Consider the following 21,710-nt stretch of genomic DNA (forward strand, 5'->3'; position numbering starts at 1 on the left):
GGCTCTTGCCTCGTTGTCGAACGCGCGAGACAGGTGTCAAGGCGCGACCAACCGAACTAGCTCACTCATTCACGCTGTCATATCCGTTCACGCGGCCTATGGGTCTGCGATGGGTCTGCGATGGGTCTGCGATGGATCTGCGCCGGGGCCTGGCACGTAACAGGTTGTAATGCCAAGACCAACGACGACGGCCGGCCCCAGAATGCTCTGGGACCGGCCGTCTGTTACTCCGTCGGGTGATGCCTCAGGGGTCCGACAGGTCCGGCGGATTGCCCGGCAGGCTCCAAGTGTAGATCAGATCGACGGCCTGGGCCGTCCCCGATACCGCTTCCAGATACAGGCTGCGCCACAACTGGTAGGTCAGCGTCAGCTCGGCAATCGGCGAGAACACCCCGACGCCGTAGCCGACCTCGAGCCGGTCGGTCAGTTTGCCGCTGACCACCACCTGGCTATCCTCACCGGCGCCAGAGGTATCCAGGCTCAGGTCCTGAATGCCGAAGGCTTCACCCATGGAGCCCACCGCCCCGCCGGTCTTGCCGAGCGTCAGCCCGATCAGGGCCGATGTCAGTGCCCCGCTGGAGCCGCCATCCTCGGGGGCCTGGCCGCGCAGAACGTAGGACAGTGCGCGAGATTCATCCATCGACGGCTCGGAGAAGATCTCAAGATCCGGCTGTGCCGCAAGCCCGGTAACGCGCAAGCCCGCGACCACACCATCGGCCGTACTCGCCGGATTGCGGATCGCTTCGAAGTCGAGCAACGGCTGGCTCGGTGGGCCGCCAAACACCAGCTTGCCCTCGCGAATCTGCAGGTCCTGACCGTAGGCACGGAAGCGGCCATCGACCAGGTTGACGTCGCCGAACAGTTGCAGCGGACCATCGGCCTGACGCACTTCCAGATCGCCCTCAAGTTCGGTTTCGAGTCCGTACGCCTCGAGGCGCATGTCTGGCCCGAGGAGCAGGCGAATCTTGATATCGATGGCCATGCCGGCCTGAGCCATGGCCTCGGCGGTCGACTCGCCAGGCAGCTCCTCCGCCGCCAGCCGTTCGGCCTCGCGTGCCTCTTCGTCCTGTTCCCGGGTGATGATGATCTCATCACCGCTCGGTGACACCGCCGACGGCGGCACTTTACCGACCTCGAGCCTGGCCCAGGGGATGCGCACTTCTCCGCGCACCCGTAGCCGGTTCGGATTGGCCGAGATGGTCAGATCCGGTGCCAGTTTCAACCGCCCGAACGCCGGCATGCTGGCGAGCAGCGGATCCTGCACCGCCGATAACGCCACGTTGGCTTCCCAGCTCCCCCCCGGCCAGGCGGCATCACCATTGATGTTCAGGCGGCCTTCCTCGGCGTCGATGTAACCGGAAATGTCCGCGCTGCTACCGTTCAAGGAGATATCGACGCGACCGTCGGTCACCACGAGGGGCACACCAGCGCCCTTGACGTTCAGCCCCGACAGGGTGATATCCCCGCTCAGGTTAGGGGCTTCACGATTGCCCTGGATGCGGATCTCGCCGTTGAGGCCGCCCTTGAGCTCGTCGATACCACCGGCCAGCGGGCGATAAGGCGACAGCCGCACGTCATCGATGGTCAAGCGACCGTCGAGTCCTCCCGCGCCGATCGGATCCTGCACGGTGAGGTCCAGAGTCAGGTCGCCGCTGTCGGCGAGCCCGAGTGCCACGTCGAGATCTATCCGCGCTTCACTGGCATCCAGTTGCAGCGACAGGCTGGTGGCCGGCACCGACCAGGCGTTGCCGTAGGCGTCCTGACCGGTGACGCGCACTTCACTGCCGAGCTCGGCCTGGGCCTGCCAACGGCTGCCCCCGGCAGACCAGCCTGCGGTCACGCTGGCCTGAGTGTCACCTTCGATCCGCCAGCCCTCGGGCAGGGACGCATTGACCAGATCCATCGGCAGTTCGCGCACCTCGAGGCTTGCGCTGCCCTTGTCCGCCGAGGCACTCAGGGTGTCGGTGGAGCACACCGCGCCTCCCTGTTCGCGTCGCAGGCAGAACGGTTCTACGGTAACCGCAGACGTCGCCAGATCGGCCTCGAACGACAGCGGATCATCGAGGCTCAGACGCCCCTGAGGAAGTTCGACCTCGAGCGGTGATAGCGTCCCCTGGTAGCGGTCCCGCGCCGAGTTCATCGCGCCGTCGAGGGCGACCACCAGCTTGTTGAGGGGGCCGGCCTCGCTGCCGATCACCGACAGCTCCAGCCGGTGCTGCGACAGCCTGCCGGTGAGGTCCAAGGCGATATCGGCGAAGCGTTGGCCACCGGCCTCGACGTCGCGGGCCTTAAGGCCGATATCGAGTTCGGGATCCTCGATACCGGCCACCCGCCCGGCCAGCGTCAACTCACCGACCCGGTTCTCGCCAAAGGCGACGCCGCTACCGTCGAGGGCCAAGTCCAGCTGCGGCGCCTTCAAGCTACCGCTGGCCTTGATATCACCACTTAGGCGACCGGCCAGGCCCGGATAGAGGCTGGCCATGGCCGGCAAGTCCAGTTCACCATCGACATCCAGCCGGGTCTCGCTGACCTGGCCAGTGAGTTGAATACGATTCTCACCCTGGCGGAAATCCAGCGTCTCGATGTCCCAGCGCATGGCGCTGTCACCGCTAAGCCGTGCTTCCAGCGACAGTGGGCGGTCATCGAGACTGCCGGCGATATCGAGCGCCGGCACGTCGAGGCGCCAACCGTCGCCGTCTTGTACGAACGAGACTTCGGCGTTACCACTCAGACTGCCGGATAGTCCTTCGACAAAGGGCTCGGGATTGACGTCGTCGAGTGTCAGGGTGGCATCGAGTGCGAGCCCATCGGACCAGCGCACCTGGCCTTCGGTGGACAGGCTGCCGGCGTCGGTGGTCACCGCCAGCGGCGCCCAGCGGTAGTGCTGAAGATCACCGCTGCCTTCGAGAGCCAGCTCGGTTGGCGGTAAGCTTGGCCCTTCGGCGGTCAGCGCCAGGCGAGTCTGATAATCCATCAGCGAGCCGCTGGCATTGAGGTCGATATCGGTAACGACCCACGGCGGCTCACCGCCAGACGCCTCCGCCATGGCCTGTTCATCGGTCTGTTCTTCGGCAGGCACCTGGTCTTCTTGCTCGCTGCCCGGGGGCTGTTCCGGCGCTGTCGCCATGCCGGGCAGCGGCCATTGCAGGCGCGGGCTCTGGAAGCTGGCGGTGAAGGGCAGCGTCGGATCCAGGGCATCGAGTTCAGCGACCAGCCGCGTCTCGATGGGACCACTGGTGGTCAGGTCGACGCCAAGCTCCGCCAGACTACCCGCCAAGGCCAACTCGACGCGCTCGCCGCTCAATGCCGGGAAACGCTCGGGCAGAAAAAGGTCCGCGGCAAAGTTGGCGGTCAGAGGATAGTCGCCGCTAAGCGTGACCTCGGCCTGCAACTCGGCGTTGGCATCGACCGTTGCCACCGCCAGCGGCTCGATGGTGACCTCCTGGCCGCGGGCGTTGAGACTCAGGTCGAGGCGTTCGACACCGTATTCGAAGGCTCCGTCCACCGCGGCGTCCTCGATCACCAGCTCCGGCACTTCCACCGCCAATGGCAGCGTGACGTCTGGCAGTTCGATCCGCGGGCGCTCATCGAGAGGCTTGGCCGCCAACCCCTCGAGCTGCGCGGCGGCCTCGCTCGGCAGCGGCGAGCGCACGGCGATGGCCGCATCGATGGCATCGGCGATCATCACCGGGCCTTCGTGTTCGGCACCGCTCAAGGCCAGCATGGCACCGGGCGTGAGCGGCAATGTCAAGCGCAGGCCGGCAAGGCGAGTCGGCGCCACGCTCAGGGTGTCGCCCTCGGCAACGGCTCCGGTGGTGAAGCGCTCCCAGTACAGCTCGGCACCGTCGGCCAGGTGTACCGTGACATCGCTGACCGCGAGTTCGCGTATTTCGACCGGAAACGGCAGCGACAGCGGGCCACCAGGCTCGGCCGCGGGCTCCTCGGCTACCGGCTCCGCCGGCGCCCCGCTCTCCCCGAGCCGAACATCGGTGCCGGACACACGCAGGTAATCCAGGCACAGGCGTCCCTTCAACACGCAGTCTTCTGCCCAGGACAACGCCAAGTCGTCCACCGAGACGCGAAGGCCACCGAGTTCCAGGCGGAAGCCGGTGAGGTCGAAGTCGTCCAGCAGTGCGCCCTGGACACTGTCATACTCGAGCAACCCCATGTTCTGGCCCTGGTCCAATGCCATTCGCGTACCCCAGGGACTCAGCACCAGTCCTGCCAGCAGCAGGACCAAGCCGAGCAGCCACAGCGGCAATAAAATGAACAGCCGGGTCAGGGCCCAGATCGTGCGTCCTTTCTTCATGGAAGGGCTCTCAATAGAAGGGCTCTCAATATCAGCGCTTTCGCCAGTCGGGGGCTCGTCAGATGGAGCTCGCGAGAAACCGGCGCGGCGCCAGGCTTCTCAAGCAACCCACCTCGGCTCGCGGCGGCGATCGAAGGCATCGTCAGAATTCGGGGCCGATGGCGAAATGGAGTCGGTAGTTGTCGTCCTCGTCGTCGAAGGGATGCGCAACGTCGAAGCGGATCGGCCCGACCGGCGAGATCCAGCGCACGCCAAGGCCGGCACTCTTGTTGAGTTCGCTCGGCCACCACTCGTCGAAGGCGTCGCCGGCGTCGACGAAGGCTGCGCCCCACCACTTGCCGGTGATACGACGCTGAGCTTCGACGCTGGCGGTGAACTCGTTCTGGCCACCGGTCAACTGGCCGTCCTCGTCCTCGGGTGACAAGGTCTCGTAGCTGTAACCGCGCACACTGGTGTCACCACCGGTGAAGAACCTCAGGGACGGCGGAATATCCTCGAAATCGCTGGTCTCGATGACGCCGACCCCGAGTCGGCCGATGAAACGGTTATCGTCACCGAGCTTGCGAATCCAGGCCGTGTCGCCGGTCATGCGGAAAAATTCGGCGTCCGAGCCCCAGGATTCACTCGAGTACTGCAAGTTGAGGCTTTGACGGTCGCCCCAGGTCGGAAACTGAGGATTGCGGGTGCGCGTACGGCTCCATTGCACCCCGGGGTAGAGCAGCAGCACCTGGTTGGATTCGTCGGCCTGGGTGAAGTCTTCGTAGGTCGCACGCAGGTAGACGATCTGCTCCCAGTCGTTGTCGAACAGCCAGCGGCGGCCAAAGTCCACGGTGCTCTCGAAGCTTTCGGTGTCCTCGATGTCCTGGTTACGCAGGCCGTACTGCAGGCGATAGCTATCGCGCAGTGGGTCGTCGAGCGGCATGTTATAGGTGCCACTGAACTGCTGGTCCGGCGCGGACAGGTAAAGCTGATGGTCGAGGCTATGGCCCCAACGATTGATCCACGGCTGCTCCCAGGAGAACTGCAGACGCGGGCCGACGTCGGTGGCAAAACCGATACCCGCTTCGAACTGATGGCGGTCTGCGGGCGTGACCACCACATCGATAGGCATGCTGGGGTAGTCCGGCGGGTTCAGGGCCAGGGCGCTGGCCAGCGCCTGGCGAGTGACTCGGGGCCCGGTGTAGGGCGCATCGATACCAGGCGTGTCGACGGCGTACCACCAACTATCCTGCTCTGGCAGCGCCAAGGCGCCCTTCTGACGATCCAGGCGTGGCCTGACACTGATCGACTTGAACCACTCGGTCTTGCCGAGTTCGTTATTGTACTCGGCCACATCGCTGGCGAGGTAAGGATCGCCTGCCTCGAAGGGCATCAGGTTGCGCAGGCGCTCCTCGACGATGTGACTGCCGGAAATGGACACATTGCCGTAGTGATAGCGAGGACCACTGTCGAGGCCTAGATAGATGCGCGCACTGTTGGCCCAGGGGCGCACTTCCATGCGCGTATCTGTCCAGTTCCAGTCGAAGTAGCCGCGCTCCAGGGTCAGACCGGACAGCTTGCCTTTGAGACTGTCATAGGGGGCGTGCAGCAGGATGTCGCCTTCCTGCTGCGGGTAGGCATCGACGGCGAGCCGAAAGGGCTCGTCCTCGGCGGCTTCGCCATCGAGGGTGATATCCAGGACCTCGATCTTCACCGCTTCGCCCTTGTCGACGCGGATGAAGACGTCGTCGGGATTTTCAGGGTCGTCGAAGCTGATGTCCAAAAGCGGCTCATAGTAGCCGAACACGCGAGTGGCTTCCTGGGTCAGCCGAGCGACCTCGGCGCGCAGGCGGTCGGTGCCATACTCCTTGCCATCGAGGCCCTCCAGATACACCTCGATATTGTCGGCGATCTCACCGTCCACGCCCTCGACGGTAGCATCCAGCGCGACGGCGACCGACGCTTGGCCGAGCATGCCGACGAACAGGCTGCAGCCAGCGAAGCGCAGCACATGACAGCGCTCGAAGGCAGGCCGACACTTCGCCACGATCGCCACGTCGCTATACGTCCGACCCCCTGGTCCCTGCCACCCCGGCAAACGTGTCTGCATATCCTTGCTATCCCAACGATCATAACGGCTCAACGGAGCGCCTCAATCTGGGCGCTGAGGGCAAGCTGGGACTGGCGCAGGTCGGTCACCTCCGCCGCCAGCCTGTCGGCCCGCTCGGTCAGAGCGGCGAGCCGTTCGCGCCCATCTTCTCCCGATTGGGCCACGGCTTCAACGTCATCATTGAGCGAATCAAGCGTCTGCTCGAAGGTTTCTAGCCGCGGTGTCAACTGGCTGAGGCGACTGTCGAGACGCGTTACGACCTCGTCGACACGAGTCGTCAGCGACGCCAGGCGTCCGGCGAAGGCTTCCCGGGCATCGTCCTGGCGTGCCAGGCGTGATGCCAGCGCATCTCGGGCGTTGTCGCCGGTCTGCTCGACGGCAGTCAAGGAGGTGCGCGTGGCGGACAGGGTATCCATCAGAGCGCCCAGCCGTTCATCGAGTTCATGGCGCTCGTCCTGCCACTCTTGCTCCATCTGATAGCGTCGCTGCTGCACAGTCTCCGCCGTCTCGGCGAGCTCTCCGCCCAGGCGCTCATCGAGCGCCTGGAGTTGTGCTGCAAGCGAGCGATCGCCTTGGTCCAGGGCCTTGAGCTGGCGCTGAATGTCACCCAAGACGTCACCCTGGCCCTGCTCGGTGTCAAAGCGGGCATGAACATTGGAAAGCTCACCGCGCAGCTCGCTCACTTGCTGCTGAAACCGCTCACGCTCCTGCCAGGCCAGATACCCCCCCCCAGCCATGACGCCCATCAGCACAACAATTAGTAACCATAGCGGCCATACCCTGGGCGGCGGCGGATAGCGCCGCCGCCCACCCGACAGGCTGTCACCCGGATCCGGCACGATGGGGCGTGCGCTGGGGCCGTTGTCCGGTGGCTGAGCCATGGGCGATCTCCTTGGTTCATCGACGATGGATATTGGGGGATGAACGGTCGGCATCATTGGGGGCAAGTTACGCCCTAGCGACCGGATGGTATGATGCCCACAGCATGCACCGAGGCGTCAGCTTCCTGATAGTGTAAGGTTTTTTGCCACCCAATCGCACGGACAGCGTCCAACGATGTCATGCCGGGCTTGCCAGGTCGAGCTTCTCGGCCCGTGCAGACGGATCGACCGCCGTGCCCGCCACCACCGAGGAGAAGCCCATGCCCTTCGAGCTTCCTGCATTGCCCTATGAAAGGAACGCGCTGGAGCCCTACATCTCTGCAGAGACGTTGGACTACCACTACGCCAAGCATCATTACGCCTACGTCACCAGGCTCAATGCCTTGATTCAAGGGACGGATGACGATGGCAAGTCCCTGGAAGAGATCATCGCCAGCTCCACGGGAAGCCTGTTCAACCAGGCGGCCCAGGTGTGGAACCATACCTTCTACTGGCACTGTCTCTCGCCCCACGGCGGCGGCGAACCCGGCGGTGCACTCGGTGAGGCGATCAGCGCTGCCTTCGGGTCGTTTGCCGCCTTCAAGGAGGCATTCAACACCCAGGCGATGGCCAACTTCGGGGCCGGCTGGACGTGGCTTGTGAAGACCGATGACGGGGGTATCGCGATCATCAACACCGATAACGCCGACACGCCGATTGGCGGCAGCCAGACGCCGCTGCTGACCGTCGATGTGTGGGAGCACGCTTACTACATTGACTATCGCAACGCACGGGCCAAGTACCTCGACAACCTCTGGCACATCATCAACTGGGATTTCGTGGCCCAGAATTTCCGCTAATCGCCGATCGCGACGATGACGGTGAGCCACCGGTGCAAAAAAACGGCCCCTCATCGGGGCCGCATTTTTTGCTGAACTGCCAGCGGCGACGAGCGCCACGGCAGGACCTATCCTAGGCAGCCATCCTAGGCAGCCGGGTCGGCACGTCGCCCGATACCGCGGTAATGCAGGCCTTGAGAGGCCACATATTCGGGGGCGTAGATGTTACGACCATCCAGCACCAGACGTTCGGAAAGCTTATCGCGGAGCCCAGCCCAGTCAGGATTCCAGTAGGTCTTCCACTCGGTCACCAGCATCAAGGCGTCGACCCCCTCACAGGCCTCCATGGGATCGTCGTCATACAGACTCAACAAAGGGTGGTCGCCGACCGCCGCGCGCACCGCGGGCAGCGCCGCGGGATCGTGCAGGCAGACGTGCACCCCCTGGGCCCACAGTGCTCTCAGCAAGGTCAGCACCGGCGCCTGGTCGATTCGCGCCGTACCTGGCTTGAAGGCGGCCCCCCAGATCGCCACTCGGCGTCCCTCGAGGCGACCATGGAAATGCGCCCATAACTTGCGGAACAACGTTTCTTTCTTGTGCTCGTTGATCTCGAGTACCTGATCGAGCAACTCGGAATGACGCCCGCTGGCGGACTGCACATCGGCCAGCCCAACCAGGTCACGGCTAAAGTTGGGGCCGCCGAACCCGCACCCGGGATAGAGATACTCATAGCCGATCCGCGGATCGGCGCCCATGCCCTGGCGGACGAACTCGACATCGACGCCGAGGGAGTCGGCAAGCCCGGCCATCTCGTTCATGTAGCTGATGCGCGTGGCCAGCATACCGTTGATGGCGAGCTTGGTCAGCTCGGCGGCTCGCCGCGGCATGCGCTGAAACACCTCGTGGCGGCGGTTGAAGGCCCGCATCAGCTCACGCACCAGCGCTTCGCCATGATCGCTGTCGCACCCCAGCAGCCAGCGCCTGGCCCGGGTAAAGGTTTCCCAGGCGCGGCCCTCTTCCAGGGTATCGGGCAAGGCGACGGCCACTACCCCGAGATCGGCGATCAACCCCTCGAGCCGCTCGGTCTCCCCGACCGGGAAGGTCGCATTGTTGACCACCACGCCCGTGGGACTGATCTGGGATGCCGCCGCAATCACGATGCGGTGGGCCTCATCACGCTGGTCTGGCGACAGGGCCAGCCACACCACGTCGACGCTGTCGGCACAGGCAGCATCGTCGATGCGCAGGTGCCCGCTGGCGATGCCCTCCTCGATGCGCTGTGCGACCAGCGGCTCCCGGCTCAACCAATCGCTGTCCTTCAGTCCTTCCCAGTCGCCGCCGATCGGCTGCCAGCAGACCTGATGTCCCACCCAGGACAAGGCCGCTGCCGCAGTGGCGGCGGACAGTTCACTTCCATGTATAACCACGCGCATGGTGTTAATCCTCTGCGGCGTAACGCTTGACGAGTTCGATGAAGCCCCTGCCGTAGCGCGGGTGGCGGCGACCGTAGGCGAGAATAGCCTCAAGGTAGCCTAACTGATGACCACAGTCATAGGTCTTGCCCTGCATGCGGTAGGCATTGACGCCCTGTTCGCGACGCAGCCGCTCGATGGCGTCGGTGAGCTGGATCTCGTTGCCGGCGCCGGGCGGCGTCTCGGCAAGCATCGGAAAGATACTGCCCGGCAGCAGATAACGACCGATGACCGACAAGTTGGACGGTGCCTCTTCCACCGCGGGCTTCTCAACCAGGCCCTCAAGCTCACCGCTGCTGCCAGGCGCTGGTGCTGCGCCTTTGGGGGCCACGATACCGTACTTGTAGACCAGCTCTGCGGGCACTTCCTCGACCATGATCTGCGAGCGTCCGCTCGACTCGAACGCCGCGATCATGCCGGCCAGGTCATTGCGTGACAGACCGTCGTCATCGACCAGGACATCTGGCAACAGCACCGCGAAAGGCTCGTTGTCACCGATTACCGGGCGCGCGCAGAGCACGGCGTGCCCCAGCCCTAACGGCTCCGGTTGTCGCACGCTGATGATATTGACGTCGGCGGGCACGATGGAGCGCAGCTCCTCGAGCAACTCGGTCTTGCCTTTGGCTTCGAGGCCGGCTTCAAGTTCGAAGTGCTTGTCGAAGTGATTCTCGATCGCCGTCTTGGTGCCGTGGGTCACCAGCACGATGTCACGAATCCCGGCGGCGACGGCCTCCTGAACCACGTACTGGATCACGGGCCGATCAACGATGGTGATCATTTCCTTGGGGATCGCCTTGGACGCCGGCAGGCAGCGTGTCCCGAAGCCGGCAACCGGCAGAACGGCCTTGCGAATCATGGAATCCTTCCTTTTCTTTTCGATGAATGTGTCGAAACCTAGGCCATGCACTTCGTCGTCATGGGAATCCGGCCAGCGGATTGCGTAGAATATCGCATATTACCGAACTCGACCCGGCCTGGCACTCTGGCCCGGCCTGTCATGGAGACACCGATGACGCTATCAAACGTGCACACTGGAAACGTTGACCCCAACGAAATCGACAAGTTCTCGGCACTTGCCGATCGCTGGTGGGATACCGAAGGCGACTTCAAGCCCCTGCATGAGATCAACCCGTTGCGCCTGGACTTCATCGACGCTCGTGTCGGCCTAGCCGGCCGGCGCGTTCTCGATGTGGGCTGTGGCGGTGGCATTCTGTCTGAGGCCATGGCCCGCCGCGGGGCCAACGTCACCGGCATCGACCTTTCCGAGGCCGCCCTGGAAGCGGGTCGACGCCACGCCGAGGAGACCGGCGTCGAGCTTGAGTATCGCTGGATCAGCGTCGAACAGATGGCCGAGGAGGCGCCGCAGCGCTTCGATGTGGTGACCTGCCTGGAGATGCTGGAGCACGTACCGGACCCCGAGGCCGTGGTGCGCGCCTGCCAGCGCCTGGTGAAGCCCGGCGGCCACCTGGTCCTTTCCACCATCAACCGTAATCCCAAGGCCTACGCCCTGGCGATTCTCGGCGCCGAGTACGTGCTGAACCTCGTTCCCCGCGGCACCCACGACTACGCCCGTTTCATCCGTCCTTCGGAGCTGGCACGGTGGTGCCGTGATGCGGGACTGACGGTGTGCGAGCAGAGTGGCTTGACCTACCAGCCGCTGACACGCCGTTTCCGGCTGTCGGCGACCGATGTGTCGGTCAACTACCTGATGCATTGCCGGAAGGAAGCACCATGACCCGCACCCACGAGACGACAACGGCCCGCCACCCGGCATTGCCCGGAGCCTTGCTGTTCGACCTCGACGGCACCCTGGTGGACACCGCGCCAGACCTGGCACGCGCCACCAATAGCCTGCGTCGGTACCACGAGCTACCCGAGCTGCCTTACCCGGTCATTCGCGCCCAGGTCTCCAATGGCGGCAGCGCCCTGGTCGAACTGGCGCTGGGCTGGGGCAAGGACCACCCTCGCCACGCCGAGGCCCGCCAGCGTCTACTCGATGCCTACGGTGCGGCGGTGGCCATCGATAGCTGCGTGTTTGCGCCGCTGGATGAGCTGATAGACGCCTGGGTCGCCGCCGGATTGCCCTGGGGCATCGTCACCAACAAGCCTCGCGCCTACGCGGCCCCTCTGATCGACGCCCTGGGCCTGACCCCCGGCGTGCTGCTGTGCGCTGACGACCTGCCGGTCAAGAAACCTCACCCTGAGCCACTCTGGGAGGCGGCCCGGCAACTCCAGGTGAGCAGCGCGTCATGCTGGTACATTGGCGACCACCTGCGCGACATCCAGGCGGCCAAGGCCGCCGGCATGCAGGCGATCGCCGTGGGCTATGGCTACATCGCCGACGAGGACGACTATCGGGCATGGCCGGCGGACCTGTGGTTCGACGACACGCAGGCGCTGGTGGCGGCGCTGACGCTGACGCCATAGCCCGTCACTGGACATCATCAAGGCTTGGAGGCATCCGCCATGACCGACACAACACCCCAGCCAGGCCAGGTCGACCTGGCCAACGAGTCGGTGCACTGGGAGCAGGACCTTAGCTATGGTCAGTACCTGGACCTCGATGCCCTGCTGGGCTGCCAGCAACCGCGGTCCAGCGAACATGACGAGATGCTCTTTATCGTCATTCACCAGACGTCGGAGCTGTGGATCAAGCTGTGTCTGCACGAAGCGCATGGGGCGGCGGCCCACATTCGTGACGACAACCTGCGCCCGGCGTTCAAGATGCTGACCAGGGTCGCGCGAATTCAAGAGCAGCTGATCAAGGCGTGGGAGGTACTGGTGACCCTCACCCCCTCGGACTACATGAGTTTTCGCGATTCCCTCGGCCAGAGTTCGGGCTTTCAATCCTACCAGTATCGGGAGCTGGAGTTTCTGCTCGGCAACAAGAACGCGAAGATGATCGATGCCCATCGCGGGCATCCGCAGCACTACGATCGCCTGGCCCAGGTGCTGAATGAACCGAGCATCTATGACATCACCCTTGGCCTGCTCAGGCGACGTGGCTTTGCCATCGCCAGCGACGTCACCGAGCGAAACTGGGCACATCCCTATGTGGCCTCTGACGAGGTCGAGAAGGCCTGGGCGACGATCTATCGGGACACCGCCAGCCACTGGGACCTCTATGAGCTGGCCGAAAAGCTCCTGGACCTGGAGTACAACTTCCAGAAGTGGCGCTTCAGTCACATGAAGACCGTCGAGAGAATCATCGGCTACCGTCGCGGTACCGGCGGCACGGCGGGGGTCAAGTACCTCGTCAAGGCGCTGGATCTTCAGTTCTTTCCCGAACTCTGGTCGGTGCGCAGCAGCCTCTAGCGCCTGGGGCCTCACGACGGGGGCCTGACGACGCCAGCCGTCGCCACGGCCCGCACGGCGTCACCAGCGGCGCTGCGCGCTGCTGGTGACGCCGTGCGGGCCGACCATACGCCGGTGCAAGACGCGATGACGGGCATGGTGGAACAACGCCGTTTCTGTTCCTTCTCTGTTGCCGCTGAGCTACGTTACCTCTGCTGCCACTTCTGCGCGGTCACTTCTGCGGTCACCTCTACGGTACCCCAGCGCCCGGTCCTTCCCGCCGCAGACTGCTGTCAGGACTTGGCCGGCTGGGCATCGAAACGCTGTCCGTTGTGGCCTTTGCTGTCCGCTCCCATCAGCCACAGGTACGTCGGCATGATGTCGTCGGCGGTGGGCAATGCCATGGGGTCTTCGCCGGGATAGGCCGTCTTGCGCATCGCCGTACGTGTACCACCGGGATTGAGGGTATTGACCCGCAGTGTCCCCAGGTGCTCCACCTCGTCGGCCAGCACCTCCATGAACCCTTCGGTGGCAAACTTGGACACCGAGTAGGCTCCCCAGTAGGCTCGACCCTTGCGCCCGACACTCGACGAGGTCAGGATCACCGAGGCGTCACGGGATTGGGTCAGCAACGGCAACAGCGCCTGGGTCATCCAGATGGGGCCGTTGATATTGACCTGCATGACCTGTTCCCACAGCTCCGGGTTGTACTGTTCGAACGGGGTGATCCGCCCGAGCAGGCCGGCATTGTGAAGGATACCATCGAGACGCCCGAACTCCTTGTCGAGCGCCTCGGCCATGTCATGATAATCCTTCAACGTGGCGCCTTCGAAGTTCAGCGGAAAGATCGCCGGTTGAGGCCCCCCTGCCGCCTCGATCTCGTCGTAGACCTTCTCGAGCTTGGCGATGGTACGACCGAGCAGGATCACGGTGGCCCCATGGCGAGCGTAGGTGATCGCCGCGGTGCGGCCGATGCCATCACCCGCCCCGGTCACCAGGACGATGCGGTCCTTCAACAGCTCGGCCGGTGCCTGATAGTCAAACTTGCAGCTGCTCATGGAATGCCCCCTGGATCAAGCGCCTGACTGGCGCAGGTAATCGTCGGCCAAGGCGGCGGCGTTGCTGTCCGGATAGTCTTCCTTGAGCGAGCGCAGCAGCGCCCTGCCCTCATCCTCATCGCCCTGACGAGCCTTGAGCAGGCCAAGCTTGTACATCGCGTCAGGCACCTTGGTACTGTCCGGGAAGTCACTCAGCACACGGGCAAAGGAGGACTCGGAGTCGGCAAAGGATGACTGGGCAGAGTGCAGCTCGCCGAGCCAATACCAGGCGTTGGCGGCCAGCGGGCTATCGGGGTAGCGCTCGACGAAGCCGTCGAACTCGCCGATCGCCTGGTCGAAATCGCGTGATTGCACCTTGGCGAACGCCGATTGGTAGGCCGATCGCGCATCACTGTCCACGGCATCGCTGTCGCTGTTCGACGCCTGGCTCGACGACTCACCCGACGAGGCCTGGTCGCTGGTGTCCGATGCCCCCTGCGCGGTGGAAGGGGCAGGAGGCAGGCTGGACATGTTGGCCAGACGTCCATCCAGGTCCATGTACTGCTGGCGAGTCTGCTGCTTGAGCTGATCGAGCTGATAGCGCAACTCCTCGATCTGCCCGCGCAGTTCGCGCAGCTCTCGCTTGTGCTGCTCGACCTCATTGAACAATGCCAGACTGCCCCCGGCTTCCGCCCGGGTCGCGGTCTGATCGTAGAAGCTGCTGCCACCACTCAAGTCCCTGACCGTTGTTTGCTGGGCCAGGGCCGGTAGCGTGACCATGACGGACAGCGGGAGCACCAAGGCTCCCGCGCCGCACAGTCGTCTAAGACTGTGTCTCATCGATAACTCCCGCGTCGTTGGGTCGAACCGCCTTTAGTAAGCAAAGACCACGCGACGGTTCTGCGCAAAGGCATCCTCGTTACTGCCACGGGCCGCCGGGCGTTCCTCACCATAGCTGACGACCTCGACCTGGGACGGGGATACGCCCTTGAGGCTGAGGAAACGCTCCACGGCGCCGGCACGACGCTCGCCGAGGGCGAGGTTATATTCGCGGGTACCGCGCTCATCGGTGTGCCCCTGCAGCACGACGCTGGCGTTGGGGTTCTGGCTCAGGTACTGGGCGTGGGAATTCACCACCGACTCGAACTCGGGACGAATGGCGTCGCTGTCGTAGTTGAAGTAGATGGTGCGCACTTCCGGGATACGCTCGCCGGCCATCTGACCAGCACCGTTGGCGCCGTAGCCGGTACCGCCGGCCTGGCCGCTACCGGCGGTACCGGTACCGACGCCAGCGCCGCCGGCCATGCCGCCGGTGCCATCCATGCTACCGTCCTGGGTGCCGCCGGTGCTGGAACAACCGGCCAGCACGGCGAGAGAGGCGGCGATGGCCAGGGAGCGGGCGTAGGGCTTGAGAAACATCGTGTGACTCCTTGCGTGATGCGTCATGGGAATGTGTCGAATCGATCAATTCAGGAAGGGAGACCATGCGGGTTCACGCACGTCGCCCTGGGCGGCGGGAAGACGGAACTGGGCCCGTCCATCCGCTGTTACCGCCCCCAGCACCCCGGTGTTACCCTGCTGGGTGGCGAAGATTACCATGGTGCCATTGGGCGCGACACTGGGAGATTCCGCCTGTTGAGCATCGCTGATTTCCACCAGCCTGCCACTGTCCAGATCCTGCTTGGCCACCTGGTAGCCGTTATTGCCGCGGTGGATCAGAAACAGGGTCTTGCCATCGGGTGACAGGCGTCCCCTGGCGTTGTAGTTGCCGGTATAGGTCAGCCGCTTGGCCTCCCCGCCGGATACGCTCTGGCGATAGATCTGCGGACCGCCCGACCGATCCGAGGTGTAGATCAGGCTCTGGCCATCCGGCGCCCAAGCGGGCTCGGTCTCGATACTGGAACTGTTGGTCAGGCGCCGGACGTTTTGTGAGCCGACGTCCATGACATAGATCTCCGGCTGGCCATCACGCGACAGGGCCATGGCCAGCTGACGGCCATCCGGCGACCAGGTCGGCGCGCTGTTGAGCCCTTCGAAATCGGTCAGTTTGACCCGCTGGCCCGTGGTCACGTTCTGGACGTAGATGGCCGGACGCTCGGTCTCGAAGGACACGTAGGCCAGCTTGTTACCGTCCGGCGACCAGGCCGGCGACATGATCGGCTCGTCGGAGTTCAGCACCTGCTGGCTGTTGCGACCATCGGCATCGGCGACGTAGAGCCCATACTGGGTGCTGTCTCCGAGCCCTTGAGACGTGATGTAGGCGATCCGGGTCGAGAAGGCACCACGAATCCCGGTGATCTCCTCGAAGATCTGATCGCTGATGTAGTGCGCCGCCCGGCGCAGGTCGCCGCCGGTCGAGGTCACCATCTCGCCGATCAGGCGCGCCTCGCCACTAACGTCGAGCAGCTCGAAACGAATCTCCATCTGGCCGCCCTGTTGGCTCACGTTACCAACGACCAGGTAGCGAGTGTCGAGTGAGCGCCAATCCCCGTAACGGACTTCCTCGCTGCTGGTGGGCGTCTCGAACATGGCCGAGCGCGGCAGTGGCTCGAAGTAGCCACTGCGCTCCAGGTCGTCGGCCACCACCTGAGCGACATCCTCGGGCAGGTTGCCCTGCTCGGCGCCGAACGGCACCACCGCGATCGGCGTCGCCCGTTCATTGCCGCGAGTGATATCGATGGTCAGATCGGCCTGGGCAGTCACCGCCATGAGCGGTGTCACCAGCATGACCAGGGCGGCGATCCATCGCACCCCCCGCCTCGTTCTGCGCGCTGCCGGCAGCGCAGAGATGGCCGCCGCGCCCGCTGTTATGTCCAACCACGTTCCCATCAAGGCTTTCATCAGCGAATGTCTCCCGGTCTGAATCGTAGTTTGAATTGACGATAGTCGCGTTGCACGCCGCTGGGAAGGTCGCGCAGTTCGGAGAACGGCGCGGCGGCCTCCACGGCCTGGATCGCGGAGTTGTCGAAAGCACTGTCACCGCTGGAGCTCGCAATGGTCACGGCGAACACTTCCCCCGAGGGCCCGAGGCGAACCTGCACCTCGGCGGTGGTGCCGTTGCCGACGTTGGGCGGAATCACCCAGGCCTGCTCCACCGCACGCCGAACCAACTGAATAAAGCCGTTGGCGGCCTCGTTACCCTGTTCGGCGTTGGACACCGCATCGGTGTCACCGGCGATGGCGCGCTGTATGGCCTTCTCGGCTTCCTCGCGGGCCTCGCGCTCGGCCTGTTCCTTGGCTTGCCGCTCGGCCTCTTCGCGAGCCTTACGCTCCGCTTCCGCTTCCGCTTCGGCCTGGCGCTGCGCTGCTTGCTCGGCTGCCTCCTGGGCTTCACGCGCCGCCTCGGCTTCGGCTTGCTCTTGGGCCTGGCGTTCGGCTTCTTGCTTTGCCTGGCGTTCGGCCTCCTGTTCGGCCTCACGCTGGCGCTGTGCCGCTTCTTCACGTGCCTGGGCTTCGGCTTCGGCCTGGCGTTGACGCTCGGCCTCCTGCTGGCGCCGCTGCTCGGCCTCCGCTTGACGCTGGCGCTCGGCTTCGGCCTGCGCCTCCTGACGTTCGGCTTCCTGCTCGGCCGCTGCCTCGGCGGCGGCCTCGGCTTCGGCGGCGCGACGTTCGGCTTCCTGTTCTGCCTGTTCGGCGGCTTCGGCCTGGGCTTCAGCTTCGGCCTGGGCTTCGGCTTCGGCCTGGGCTTCAGCTTCGGCTTCGGCCTGAGCTTCGGCTTCGGCCTGAGCTTCGGCTTCCTGACGCGCCTGCTCGTCGGCGGCCGCCTTGGCCGCCTCTTCGGCTTCACGCTCGGCGGCCCGAGTGCGTGCCTCGGCGGCCTGCTGGGCCTGATCGGTGCGGGTTTCCGTGCTGACCAGGGTCGCCTGAACGATGGCATTATTCGGTGGCGCCACCTCACCGGAGGGCCACTTGATCACACTCAGGATCAACAGCCCCAGGTGCAGCCCTATCGCCAGTACCGTCGGCAGACCGTAACCAACGCGTCCGCGCCGGGGGCCACGATGTGATTTCACCATGTCCTCTCCTAGCCGTCGGACGGGGGCGGTTCGGAGATCAGGCCGACATTCGCCACACCGGCCACCTGCAGCGTGCTCATCAGCGTGACCACCTGCCCGTAAGGCACGTTACGATCGCCCCGCACCATGACGGGCGTGCCGGGCTCCCGCTCCAGCAGGATGATCACTCTATCACTGAGCTCTTCCAGGCTGACCTGGGTCTCGTCGCCGCCCAGCGAGATGAAATACTCGCCCTCACGATCTACCGAGACGATGATCGGGTCCTTGTTCTCGGTATCCTCGATAGGCTCCGAGGTCACCTGGGGCAGTTCCACCTTCACGCCTTGTGTGAGCATCGGCGCAGTGATCATGAAGATCACCAGCAGCACCAGCATCACATCGATGAAGGGCACCACGTTGATTTCGCCCATGGGCTTGCTGCGGCCGCGGCGGTTGAAGGGTCCGAGCATGGCGTCTCTCCCTCAAGCGGCGCCGGCGTCGGGCCGGCCCTGCAGGTTGCGGTGCAAGATGGAGTGGAACTCCTCGGCAAAGTCCTCGTACTTGCCAAGCATCCGCGATGACTCCGCGGACAGGCGGTTGTAGAAGATCACCGCCGGAATGGCCGCGAACAAGCCCATCGCCGTCGCCACCAGGGCTTCGGCGATCCACGGCGCCACCGTGGCAAGCGTGGCCTGCTGGGCCATGGACAGCGATTGGAACGAGCCCATGATGCCCCACACGGTGCCGAACAGCCCGATGTAGGGGCTTGCCGAGGCCACGGTGGCCAGGAACACCAGGTGCAGATTGAGACGCTCCTCCTCCCGCGACCAGGCCACCCGCATGCTGCGTTGCACGCCGTCGAGAATCGCCTGTGGGCTGCGGGTCTTCGGCATCAACCGATTGAATTCGCGAAAGCCCGACCGAAACAGGTGCTCGGCACCTTGGGTCTCCTGATCCACCGGGGTTTCCCGATAGAGCTCGTTGAGGTCGACACCGGACCAGAAGCGGTCTTCGAAGGCGCGGTGGGCCTTGCGCGCACGACGCATCACGAAACTGCGCTGGAACACCACCACCCAGGACAGCACCGAGGCGATCAGCAGAAGTAGCATGACCACCTGCACGACGCCGCTGGCGTTCATGATCAGGTGGGGTATGGACATGGAGTCGTTCACGGCAATCCTCGTCTCGGGGTCAGTCGTTGGCGGCATCCGCCGCCCGATCATCGGGGGCGATGCCAAAGTGGGTCCAGGCCTGGCGTGTCACCACCCGACCCCGGGCAGTGCGCATCATCAGACCCTGCTGGATCAGATACGGTTCGATCACGTCTTCGATGGTGTCGCGCTCCTCGCCGATGGCGGCGGACAGCGAATCGACACCCACCGGGCCACCGTCGAATTTCTCGATCATGGCCAGCAGCAGGCGACGGTCCATGTGATCGAGGCCATGGTGGTCGACATGCAGCATGTTCAGCGCCTGGTCGGCGACCTCGGCATCGATGTGGCCGTCGGCCCGGACCTCGGCAAAATCGCGGACTCGGCGCAGCAGGCGGTTGGCGATGCGTGGCGTCCCTCGCGAGCGCTTGGCGACCTCGCGGGCGCCCTGCTCGTCGGCATCGACGCCGAGTAGCCGGGCGGAACGCGTGACGATCTCGGTCAACTCATCGATGGCGTAAAACTCGAGGCGTTGAACGATACCGAAGCGGTCACGCAGCGGTGAGGTCAGGCGTCCGGCCCGGGTGGTCGCACCGACCAGGGTGAAGGGCGGCAAATCGAGCTTGATGGAGCGTGCCGCCGGCCCTTCGCCGATCATGATATCGAGCTGAAAGTCCTCCATCGCCGGATAGAGGATTTCCTCCACCACCGGCGACAGGCGATGAATCTCGTCGATAAACAGGACATCGCCGGCCTTCAGGTTGGTCAACATGGCCGCCAGGTCCCCTGCGCGCTCCAGCACCGGCCCGGAGGTAGAGGTCAGCCCGACATCCATCTCGGCGGCGATGATATTGGCCAAGGTGGTCTTGCCAAGCCCGGGCGGCCCGAACACCAGGGTGTGGTCGAGACTTTCCCCGCGGGCCCGAGCGGCGTTGATGAAGATGTCGAGCTGCTCTCGCACCCGTGGCTGGCCGATATAGTCCGCCAGGCGTTTGGGGCGAATGGCGTGATCGACGCGGCTCTCACCCTCGTGGGGGGCCCCGGCGATCAAGCGATCGGTCTCGATCATGGCCTCGCTCCCTGAACATAGGTCGTCTCCGGGTAGTGCTCAGCGGTACGCGAGCGACCGAGCGACGCCCTCTCTCCCTCCGGGGGCGTCCCGACTCTCGGCTGCGATACACATCGACGCATCACCACCTCACCCAGCCATGCGGCGTGCAAGCGCCGCCTTGATGATCGCTTCGGTGCTGCCCTCGCCTTCGAGACCCGAGAGCATTCGGCTAGCCTCGGTAGGCTTGTAGCCGAGGCTGACCAATGCCGCCTCGGCATCCGCCAAAGGATCCCGCGCCGCCACGGACGCGACGCCGCCCACGGTCCCTTCCAGCGGCAGACTATCGGGATGCTGCCAGTGCGGAAAGCGATCGCGCATCTCGATGATCAGGCGCTCGGCGGTCTTCTTGCCGACGCCGGGCAGGCGCGTCAAGGACTTGATGTCGTCCTCCATCACGCAGCGCACGAAGGCGTCTTCGTCCATGCCGGACAGAATCGCCAGGGCCAGCTTAGGCCCGATGCCGTTGACCTTGATCAGCGCGCGAAACAGCGCCCGCTCCTGCTCCCTGACGAAGCCGTAGAGCAGGTGCGCGTCGTCACGAATGGTCAGGTGGGTATACAGGGATACCGGCTCTCCCACCGCCGGCAAAGCCACCAGCGTGGTCATCGATGCCTCGAGCTCGTAACCGAGCCCGCCGACGTCTATCACCAGCCAGGGCGGCTGTGTCTCGAGAAGCTTGCCTGTGATGCGTCCAATCATGGCGCCGTCGTATCCTTGCGTTGCTAGCACCTTGAGCCGCCAGGGTTGGCGCTCGTGCAGATGATTCTTGCGTCTTCAGGCCGATGCGGGCTCAGGTCGCCCTGCGACAGGGGGCCACACGCTCCTCACTATACTGGCCACCCGGGTGGCTGACCAGACGGAAAAACGCCGTTCGACAACAGCCACGTCGCCCGACGGCGACAGTTCCCCGTGGCGGCGGCCCTAGGGCCGAAACTGGCGCCAGGAACCGCCCTTCGCCGCACTGCGACGCCCCCCGTAACTGCCCTTGGTCACCAACCCGCGACCGGCATAGATATGGGTCAGCGCAATGGCCAGGGCATCGGCGGCATCGGCCTGGGGGCTTCCGGACAGGCCCAGCACTGCGGTGACCATGTGCTGGACCTGGGCCTTCTCGGCGGCGCCGGTCCCGGTCACCGCCTGCTTGATCTGACGCGGCCCGTACTCGCTCACCGACAGGCCGTGATTGGCCGCGCAGACAATCGCCACGCCCCGCGCCTGCCCGAGCTTCAATGCCGAATCGGCGTTCTTCGACATGAACACCTGCTCGATGGCCAGGGCATCGGGACGGTGGACCGCGATTAGCTCGGTGATACCGGCATAGATCTGAGCCAGGCGCTGAGCCAGATCGTCATCCTTGAGCCGCAGGCAACCGCTCGCCAGGTAGCGTGGGTTGTGCTGTGAATCGTCCACGACACCGTAGCCGGTGATGCGAGAACCAGGGTCGATACCGAGAATTACCAAGATGAAGCATCCTTGTTCATGGCGAGCCCCCCTGAGGTCCGTCGCCCAGGGTCTTCCCGGCGTGCTCGGGCATGGCATGATCCACGCGCCGA

The 21,710-nt window shown here is 64.6% G+C and carries 19 protein-coding genes; 4 read left to right on the plus strand and 15 right to left on the minus strand.

The annotated features are described in order from the left end of the window. Positions 1-244: 244 nt before the first annotated feature. The 3 genes from tamB to ACUN9Y_RS13760 form a co-directional block, all read right to left on the minus strand. Positions 245-4,309, minus strand: a complete 4,065-nt coding sequence (tamB, locus tag ACUN9Y_RS13750) for an autotransporter assembly complex protein TamB (protein WP_445461283.1) — start codon at positions 4,307-4,309, stop codon at positions 245-247. A gap of 142 nt (positions 4,310-4,451) precedes the next feature. Further along, a complete protein-coding gene (gene tamA / locus ACUN9Y_RS13755) occupies positions 4,452-6,335 on the minus strand; it encodes an autotransporter assembly complex protein TamA (RefSeq protein WP_445461284.1) in 1,884 nt (627 codons plus the stop codon). Between the two features lie 92 nt (positions 6,336-6,427). Next, on the minus strand, positions 6,428-7,279 hold the full coding sequence (locus tag ACUN9Y_RS13760) for a hypothetical protein (RefSeq protein ID WP_445461285.1): 852 nt from the start codon (positions 7,277-7,279) through the stop codon (positions 6,428-6,430). Between the two features lie 260 nt (positions 7,280-7,539). Here ACUN9Y_RS13760 and ACUN9Y_RS13765 point away from each other — a divergent pair, with 260 nt between their 5' ends. Continuing rightward, a complete protein-coding gene (locus tag ACUN9Y_RS13765) occupies positions 7,540-8,118 on the plus strand; it encodes a Fe-Mn family superoxide dismutase (RefSeq protein WP_445461286.1) in 579 nt (192 codons plus the stop codon). A 125-nt stretch (positions 8,119-8,243) separates the two neighbouring features. Here ACUN9Y_RS13765 and ACUN9Y_RS13770 read toward each other — a convergent pair whose 3' ends face one another. Together ACUN9Y_RS13770 and galU are read right to left on the minus strand one after the other, a co-directional pair. Beyond that, positions 8,244-9,530: a nucleotide sugar dehydrogenase gene (locus tag ACUN9Y_RS13770; RefSeq protein WP_445461287.1), complete on the minus strand. Its 1,287-nt coding sequence runs from the start codon at positions 9,528-9,530 to the stop codon at positions 8,244-8,246. A gap of 4 nt (positions 9,531-9,534) precedes the next feature. Next, positions 9,535-10,425 carry a UTP--glucose-1-phosphate uridylyltransferase GalU gene (galU, locus tag ACUN9Y_RS13775; protein WP_445461288.1) on the minus strand — a complete coding sequence of 297 codons (891 nt, stop codon included), beginning with the start codon at positions 10,423-10,425 and terminating at the stop codon, positions 9,535-9,537. Between the two features lie 153 nt (positions 10,426-10,578). Here galU and ubiG point away from each other — a divergent pair, with 153 nt between their 5' ends. From ubiG to kynA, 3 genes are read left to right on the plus strand one after another with little or no spacing between them, the layout of a single operon-like run. Further along, complete coding sequence (gene ubiG, locus ACUN9Y_RS13780; protein WP_445461289.1) at positions 10,579-11,304, plus strand: bifunctional 2-polyprenyl-6-hydroxyphenol methylase/3-demethylubiquinol 3-O-methyltransferase UbiG; 726 nt, start codon at positions 10,579-10,581, stop codon at positions 11,302-11,304. Then, positions 11,301-11,996 (plus strand): HAD-IA family hydrolase, encoded by a 696-nt coding sequence (locus ACUN9Y_RS13785; protein WP_445461290.1) that lies wholly within the window; start codon positions 11,301-11,303, stop codon positions 11,994-11,996. The genes ubiG and ACUN9Y_RS13785 overlap by 4 nt, the downstream gene beginning before the upstream one ends. Before the next feature lie 39 nt (positions 11,997-12,035). Then, positions 12,036-12,884, plus strand: coding sequence for a tryptophan 2,3-dioxygenase (gene kynA, locus ACUN9Y_RS13790; protein ID WP_445461291.1), 849 nt, complete (start codon positions 12,036-12,038; stop codon positions 12,882-12,884). 272 nt (positions 12,885-13,156) lie between these two features. Here kynA and ACUN9Y_RS13795 read toward each other — a convergent pair whose 3' ends face one another. The 10 genes from ACUN9Y_RS13795 to ruvC all read right to left on the minus strand — a co-directional run bounded on the left by ACUN9Y_RS13795 (position 13,157) and on the right by ruvC (position 21,618). Continuing rightward, positions 13,157-13,921 (minus strand): YciK family oxidoreductase, encoded by a 765-nt coding sequence (locus tag ACUN9Y_RS13795; protein ID WP_445461292.1) that lies wholly within the window; start codon positions 13,919-13,921, stop codon positions 13,157-13,159. Between the two features lie 15 nt (positions 13,922-13,936). After that, entirely contained in the window at positions 13,937-14,740 is an 804-nt protein-coding gene (gene ybgF / locus ACUN9Y_RS13800) for a tol-pal system protein YbgF (protein WP_445461293.1), read from the minus strand. A 33-nt stretch (positions 14,741-14,773) separates the two neighbouring features. Then, complete coding sequence (pal, locus tag ACUN9Y_RS13805) at positions 14,774-15,319, minus strand: peptidoglycan-associated lipoprotein Pal (protein WP_445461294.1); 546 nt, start codon at positions 15,317-15,319, stop codon at positions 14,774-14,776. 45 nt (positions 15,320-15,364) lie between these two features. After that, positions 15,365-16,627: a Tol-Pal system beta propeller repeat protein TolB gene (gene tolB / locus ACUN9Y_RS13810; protein ID WP_445461406.1), complete on the minus strand. Its 1,263-nt coding sequence runs from the start codon at positions 16,625-16,627 to the stop codon at positions 15,365-15,367. Between the two features lie 113 nt (positions 16,628-16,740). Beyond that, positions 16,741-17,916 (minus strand): cell envelope integrity protein TolA, encoded by a 1,176-nt coding sequence (tolA, locus tag ACUN9Y_RS13815; RefSeq protein ID WP_445461295.1) that lies wholly within the window; start codon positions 17,914-17,916, stop codon positions 16,741-16,743. An 8-nt stretch (positions 17,917-17,924) separates the two neighbouring features. Further along, the gene (gene tolR / locus ACUN9Y_RS13820) at positions 17,925-18,365 is read right to left on the minus strand and encodes a protein TolR (RefSeq protein ID WP_445461296.1); all 441 of its coding nucleotides are present in this window, start codon (positions 18,363-18,365) and stop codon (positions 17,925-17,927) included. Between the two features lie 12 nt (positions 18,366-18,377). Then, positions 18,378-19,055, minus strand: coding sequence for a protein TolQ (gene tolQ / locus ACUN9Y_RS13825; RefSeq protein ID WP_445461407.1), 678 nt, complete (start codon positions 19,053-19,055; stop codon positions 18,378-18,380). A 31-nt stretch (positions 19,056-19,086) separates the two neighbouring features. Next, positions 19,087-20,115, minus strand: coding sequence for a Holliday junction branch migration DNA helicase RuvB (gene ruvB / locus ACUN9Y_RS13830; RefSeq protein WP_445461297.1), 1,029 nt, complete (start codon positions 20,113-20,115; stop codon positions 19,087-19,089). 129 nt (positions 20,116-20,244) lie between these two features. Further along, positions 20,245-20,856 carry a Holliday junction branch migration protein RuvA gene (ruvA, locus tag ACUN9Y_RS13835; protein ID WP_445461298.1) on the minus strand — a complete coding sequence of 204 codons (612 nt, stop codon included), beginning with the start codon at positions 20,854-20,856 and terminating at the stop codon, positions 20,245-20,247. 222 nt (positions 20,857-21,078) lie between these two features. Continuing rightward, a complete protein-coding gene (gene ruvC, locus ACUN9Y_RS13840; protein ID WP_445461299.1) occupies positions 21,079-21,618 on the minus strand; it encodes a crossover junction endodeoxyribonuclease RuvC in 540 nt (179 codons plus the stop codon). Positions 21,619-21,710 lie beyond the last annotated feature (92 nt).

The organism is Halomonas sp. V046 (assembly GCF_052645355.1).

Excerpts from the sequence above, each read along its gene's own strand:
- tamB (WP_445461283.1), bottom strand. The coding sequence starts at position 4,309 with ATGAAGAAAGGACGCACGATCTGGGCCCTGACCCGGCTGTTCATTTTA.
- ACUN9Y_RS13760 (WP_445461285.1), bottom strand. The coding sequence starts at position 7,279 with ATGGCTCAGCCACCGGACAACGGCCCCAGCGCACGCCCCATCGTGCCG.
- ACUN9Y_RS13765 (WP_445461286.1), top strand. The coding sequence starts at position 7,540 with ATGCCCTTCGAGCTTCCTGCATTGCCCTATGAAAGGAACGCGCTGGAG.
- ACUN9Y_RS13770 (WP_445461287.1), bottom strand. The coding sequence starts at position 9,530 with ATGCGCGTGGTTATACATGGAAGTGAACTGTCCGCCGCCACTGCGGCA.
- galU (WP_445461288.1), bottom strand. The coding sequence starts at position 10,425 with ATGATTCGCAAGGCCGTTCTGCCGGTTGCCGGCTTCGGGACACGCTGC.
- ubiG (WP_445461289.1), top strand. The coding sequence starts at position 10,579 with ATGACGCTATCAAACGTGCACACTGGAAACGTTGACCCCAACGAAATC.
- ACUN9Y_RS13785 (WP_445461290.1), top strand. The coding sequence starts at position 11,301 with ATGACCCGCACCCACGAGACGACAACGGCCCGCCACCCGGCATTGCCC.
- kynA (WP_445461291.1), top strand. The coding sequence starts at position 12,036 with ATGACCGACACAACACCCCAGCCAGGCCAGGTCGACCTGGCCAACGAG.
- ACUN9Y_RS13795 (WP_445461292.1), bottom strand. The coding sequence starts at position 13,921 with ATGAGCAGCTGCAAGTTTGACTATCAGGCACCGGCCGAGCTGTTGAAG.
- ybgF (WP_445461293.1), bottom strand. The coding sequence starts at position 14,740 with ATGAGACACAGTCTTAGACGACTGTGCGGCGCGGGAGCCTTGGTGCTC.
- pal (WP_445461294.1), bottom strand. The coding sequence starts at position 15,319 with ATGTTTCTCAAGCCCTACGCCCGCTCCCTGGCCATCGCCGCCTCTCTC.
- tolB (WP_445461406.1), bottom strand. The coding sequence starts at position 16,627 with ATGCTGGTGACACCGCTCATGGCGGTGACTGCCCAGGCCGATCTGACC.
- tolA (WP_445461295.1), bottom strand. The coding sequence starts at position 17,916 with ATGGTGAAATCACATCGTGGCCCCCGGCGCGGACGCGTTGGTTACGGT.
- tolR (WP_445461296.1), bottom strand. The coding sequence starts at position 18,365 with ATGCTCGGACCCTTCAACCGCCGCGGCCGCAGCAAGCCCATGGGCGAA.
- tolQ (WP_445461407.1), bottom strand. The coding sequence starts at position 19,055 with ATGTCCATACCCCACCTGATCATGAACGCCAGCGGCGTCGTGCAGGTG.
- ruvB (WP_445461297.1), bottom strand. The coding sequence starts at position 20,115 with ATGATCGAGACCGATCGCTTGATCGCCGGGGCCCCCCACGAGGGTGAG.
- ruvA (WP_445461298.1), bottom strand. The coding sequence starts at position 20,856 with ATGATTGGACGCATCACAGGCAAGCTTCTCGAGACACAGCCGCCCTGG.